A 4,634-nucleotide genomic window follows, 5' to 3' on the forward strand; every position below is an offset into this window, starting at 1 on the left:
TGCATATACTATCGTATCTTCCATAACGATTTCTGGTTCCTCTGAATTCTTTTTACCAAAATACATGAGCAACCTCCTCTTTAGACTCTGATTAAAGGCGAAAATTCCTCCTTTTTATCATTCCTAGTATACGCAATAAACTAAATTCTTATTTATTCAATGAAAAAATTATCCAAAAAAACCTTATCACCCTTCGTTTTCCAACCCTGCTTTAACCAATATCGCTTTAATCATGAAGTAGGAAATATGTTCAGGCAAGGCTTCTTTTAGCGGTTTCAATTTTTCAGAATCCAATTGTTTCGCAGTTTCCAAAACAAGATCAAACTCTTTATCCGAGAAAATCTCATCCCATTTGATATCCAAGTGTTCTTCTGCACACTTTAATAAATGATTTTCAATTGAAACGGAAGACAACCCTCTCAATGTTCCTATTTCCTTGATTGATTTGCCTTCCCGATATAAGCGGTAGCTTTCTAAATGAGATGGTTTAGTAGCTCGCTTTACCGTTTCCTTTGTAACCATAGTATTCATTTCTAATTCAGGATGTGCCTGTACATACTGGGAAATACCTTGTAAGAACACAGATCCGAAGCGTTCAAATTTCTGCATCCCTACGCCTTTAACTTCCAGGAATTCCTCTTCTGTCCTCGGCAATTTGACAGCCATATCTTTCAAAGATGCATCGGAAAAAATAATGAATGGAGGTACATTTTCCTTACTTGCCAATTCTTTTCTTAACTGTCTTAAACCTTCGAACAACCCATGATCTGCACTGATGCTGCTTACTTTTTTCATTTCCTTACGCAGGACCTTTTTCTGTCCCAGTAACACTTCCCTGCCAGCATTGGTGACCTTGAGGACCGGAAACTGCCCGCCCGTCATTTCGATGTACTGTTTTGCGGTCAGGAAATCAATGAAATCACCTACATCCTTCGCAGATTGATCATTGATGATACCATAGGTTGAAAGCTTCTGGAATCCAAACTCTTCAATTTTCTTATTGCGTGATCCCGTAAGCACTTGGGAAATCATCGTTTTACCGAATCTCTCACCCATTCGCAACATGCATGAAAGGACCATCTGTGCCTGTGTAGTTACTTCAACAGAGTCACGTTTATCTGTACAATTTTCGCAATGACCGCAATCTTCCGGGTTTTCTTCTCCAAAGTATCGAAGGATGAAGGCTTGCAAGCACCCTTCGGTAAAACAATAATCCTTCATTCTGTTCAATTTCTTCAATTCCTGGGATTGCCACTCCTGCGAGGGATTAGATTGATCAATCAAGAAACGCTGTATCTGCATATCCTGAGGGGAATATAAGAGGATACATTCACTTTCCAATCCATCCCTCCCTGCACGGCCCGCTTCTTGATAATAACTCTCCATGTTCTTTGGAGTTTGGTAATGTATGACGTATCTGACATTCGACTTATCGATTCCCATCCCAAAGGCGGATGTTGCTACCATCAAGGGAACGTCATCCCGAATGAATTGGTCTTGCTGTTCCGATCGGTCTTGTTCATTCATGCCAGCATGGTATCGACCTGTTTTGAACCCGGCTTTAATAAGTTTGGCATACAAGGTATCGACTTCTTTCCTAGTGGCTGCATATATGATACCCGATTCACTTTTGTTTTTCTCTAAATAGCGCATTAAAAACCGTCCGCGATTCTCTTCTTTCACAACGGAAAAGAACAGGTTATCCCTGGAAAATCCCGTTGATACTGTATGCTGCACTGATATTCCTAGTGACTGACATATATCATCGGTCACATGTGGTGTGGCTGTTGCCGTTAATGCCAGTACAGTCGGAGCTGATGGCATGTTTTTCAATAAGGTTTTGATTTTTAAATAACTTGGTCTGAAGTCATGTCCCCATTGAGATATACAGTGGGCCTCATCAATGGCAACCAATGAAATTCCCACATTAAATAGATCCTGTTGAAATGCGGGATTTTCCAACCGTTCAGGTGCAACATAAACCAGTTTATATCTCCCCTGCTTAATATCGTTCATTCTATTGGATGATTCTATCCCAGAAATGGAGCTATTAAGAAATGTGGCATCAATCCCATTTTGTTCGAGGGCATCTACTTGGTCCTTCATCAAGGAAATAAGTGGGGATATCACGAGTGTTACACCTGGTAACAGAAGGGCTGGAATTTGGTAACATATTGATTTACCTCCGCCAGTAGGCATGATTCCCGCCGTGTTTATTCCTTCTAAAACTTGTTCGATAATCTGTTCCTGACCTTTTCGGAATGATTCATAACCAAAGTATTCCTGTAAATATTCACGAGCTTTTTCCATCAATTTACTACTCCTCCTATTTTCCTTGTTAGGATTCATAAGGATCTATTTCTTTCATTGTACCTGCTTTTCCCGTGAACCAAAAGGACAAAAAAAGCAGACACATTATGTCTGTGTCTACTTTTTTCAATATATAAACATGTTTTGGATGGTTTAATTAATTCAGGATTTGAACTTTGACGTTTTTAACGCCCCAATTTACGGCATCTTTTTCGTTAGGTACAAAGATGTCCACTCTATTCCCTTTGATGGCACTGCCTGTATCAGCTGCGGTCGCGTAGCCATAACCCTCTACATAAACTTTAGATCCAAGCGGAATGACTGATGGATCCACTGATATCACCTTTGCATCGGGATTAGCTTTCAGGTTAACTCCTGTGGCTGTAGTACCGCTGCAGCCTTGACAATCAGCCGTATAGGCAGTTGCCCTAACAGTGATTTCCTTTTTGATTCCTGCTTGATCGTTGGATTCATTGTTTGTGTCTGCTTTTTCAGATGATTCTGCTGGTTTCGATTGTTCAACCGGCTTTGATTGTTCTGCTGGTTTAGATTGTTCAACTGGCTTTGATTGTTCAACTGGCTTTGATTGTTCAACTGGCTTTGATTGTTCTGCTGGTGCAGCTTGCTTTGATTCCTGCGCTGGCCCTACACTCGCAGCTTCTACTTTATTAGCTGCAGGTTTAATGACCAGTTTCTGGTCAGGATGGATTGTATCTGAATTTAAACCGTTCCAAGATTTAATCTCATTTACCGCTACATCATATTTGTCTGCAATTTCCGATAATGTGTCCCCTGACTTTACTTTATAATGCTCCTCTTGAGAAATATGTAGGGTTTCTCCGGCATAAATCACGTCTGAAGACAAATTGTTCCAAGACTTAACATCTTCTATTGATACTTTATATGTTTGAGATATCCCCCATAATGTGTCTCCATCTTTCACTTTGACATCTTCTGCTTGTACCGGGATTGTAAATGCACCGGATATTGCAGCCGCTGCCGCTAACGATAAGATTGATTTTTTCATATGTTGTTACCTCCTTGTGAGCTGCTTTATAAGCTACGAGTTAAATCTTAACATAGTTTTTTTCTATACAAAGAACAAACAGATAAAGAATAGATGACAAACATCACAGTAAGATAACGGGACTATAACAAGATTTTATAATATTCTGAAAAAACATCATTTTCCAGTTAATTTCCTTTCCAGACCAGAGAAGTCATATTATGCATTACCCAGGCATAAAAATTAAAGGCTATATCTTTACAAAGGAGGTATTTTTTTTGACTCGCGAAAAGACTTTTACATTAGTTAAGTCATATAAACCTTTCCATAGTAAATTCGATCCTTGTCCGCCTATTGGGAGAAAGTATTACAGGACACCTCCTAATTTGTATATTAATTTTCAACCGCCTAATATGGAGCAGTTCACACCGGAAGAAGCTTTGAAATACGGTACACTTTGGAAATTCTTTTATGATTTTTATGATAATCCATATCGGGAAAGGGAGACGTAAATGAATAAGAAACTGGATGATGAATATTATCAGTTGCTTGAACAAATACAGGCTGCCGATTTCGTACTGGTAGAGTTGACTCTTTATTTGGATACACATCCTAACGACCAGCAGGCTTTACAGCAATTTAATCAATTTCATGAATATTCCAAACAGTTGAAATCGGTTTTTGAGCCTAAATATGGACCATTATTGGGATTTGGAAACAGTCCAGGCGGTGAAAATAAATGGGAATGGGGCCAAGGCCCTTGGCCATGGCAGGTATAAGGAGAGATGAGCTATGTGGGTTTACGAAAAGAAGCTGCAATATCCAGTTAAAGTCAGGGACTGTAATCCTCGATTGGCTAAATTTTTAATAGAACAATACGGGGGTGCTGATGGTGAGTTGGCTGCAGCACTCCGATACTTAAATCAACGATATACAATTCCCGATAAAGTGATTGGCCTGCTGACGGATATCGGAACGGAAGAATTCGCTCATCTGGAAATGATTGCCACAATGATTTATAAACTTACAAAAGATGCCACACCACAGCAGATGGCAGCAGCCGGCCTTGGTGAACATTATGTCAATCATGATAGTGCTCTTTTTTATCAAAACGCGGCAGGAAGTCCGTGGACTGCCACATATATTCAAGCTAAAGGCGATCCGATTGCTGATTTATATGAAGATATTGCCGCTGAAGAAAAGGCCAGAGCAACCTACCAGTGGTTGATTGACATCTCGGATGATCCTGATATCAATGATTCACTCAGGTTTTTACGTGAAAGGGAAATTATCCATTCGATGAGGTTCAGGGAAGCTG

5 protein-coding genes are annotated in these 4,634 nt (G+C 39.8%); 3 read left to right on the top strand and 2 right to left on the bottom strand.

The features are described from left to right. Window positions 1-186: 186 nt before the first annotated feature. Window positions 187-2,310, bottom strand: a complete 2,124-nt coding sequence (gene recQ / locus ACFVSH_RS23085) for a DNA helicase RecQ (protein ID WP_387708033.1) — start codon at window positions 2,308-2,310, stop codon at window positions 187-189. Window positions 2,311-2,467: 157 nt separating this feature from the next. After that, the gene (locus ACFVSH_RS23090; protein WP_387599241.1) at window positions 2,468-3,337 is read right to left on the bottom strand and encodes a LysM peptidoglycan-binding and 3D domain-containing protein; all 870 of its coding nucleotides are present in this window, start codon (window positions 3,335-3,337) and stop codon (window positions 2,468-2,470) included. Between the two features lie 257 nt (window positions 3,338-3,594). Here ACFVSH_RS23090 and ACFVSH_RS23095 point away from each other — a divergent pair, with 257 nt between their 5' ends. The 3 genes from ACFVSH_RS23095 to cotJC form a co-directional block, all read left to right on the top strand. Beyond that, window positions 3,595-3,828, top strand: a complete 234-nt coding sequence (locus ACFVSH_RS23095; RefSeq protein ID WP_048679115.1) for a spore coat associated protein CotJA — start codon at window positions 3,595-3,597, stop codon at window positions 3,826-3,828. Continuing rightward, window positions 3,829-4,095: a spore coat protein CotJB gene (locus ACFVSH_RS23100; protein ID WP_063234474.1), complete on the top strand. Its 267-nt coding sequence runs from the start codon at window positions 3,829-3,831 to the stop codon at window positions 4,093-4,095. Window positions 4,096-4,108: 13 nt separating this feature from the next. Next, window positions 4,109-4,634 (top strand): spore coat protein CotJC (gene cotJC / locus ACFVSH_RS23105; RefSeq protein WP_387708031.1); only part of this gene is annotated, 526 nt, incomplete at its 3' end.

This window comes from Peribacillus sp. NPDC058002, assembly GCF_042886655.1.
GTDB lineage: Bacteria > Bacillota > Bacilli > Bacillales > DSM-1321 > Peribacillus > Peribacillus aracenensis.

Excerpts from the sequence above, each read along its gene's own strand:
- ACFVSH_RS23100 (WP_063234474.1), top strand. The coding sequence starts at position 3,829 with ATGAATAAGAAACTGGATGATGAATATTATCAGTTGCTTGAACAAATA.
- ACFVSH_RS23090 (WP_387599241.1), bottom strand. The coding sequence starts at position 3,337 with ATGAAAAAATCAATCTTATCGTTAGCGGCAGCGGCTGCAATATCCGGT.
- recQ (WP_387708033.1), bottom strand. The coding sequence starts at position 2,310 with ATGGAAAAAGCTCGTGAATATTTACAGGAATACTTTGGTTATGAATCA.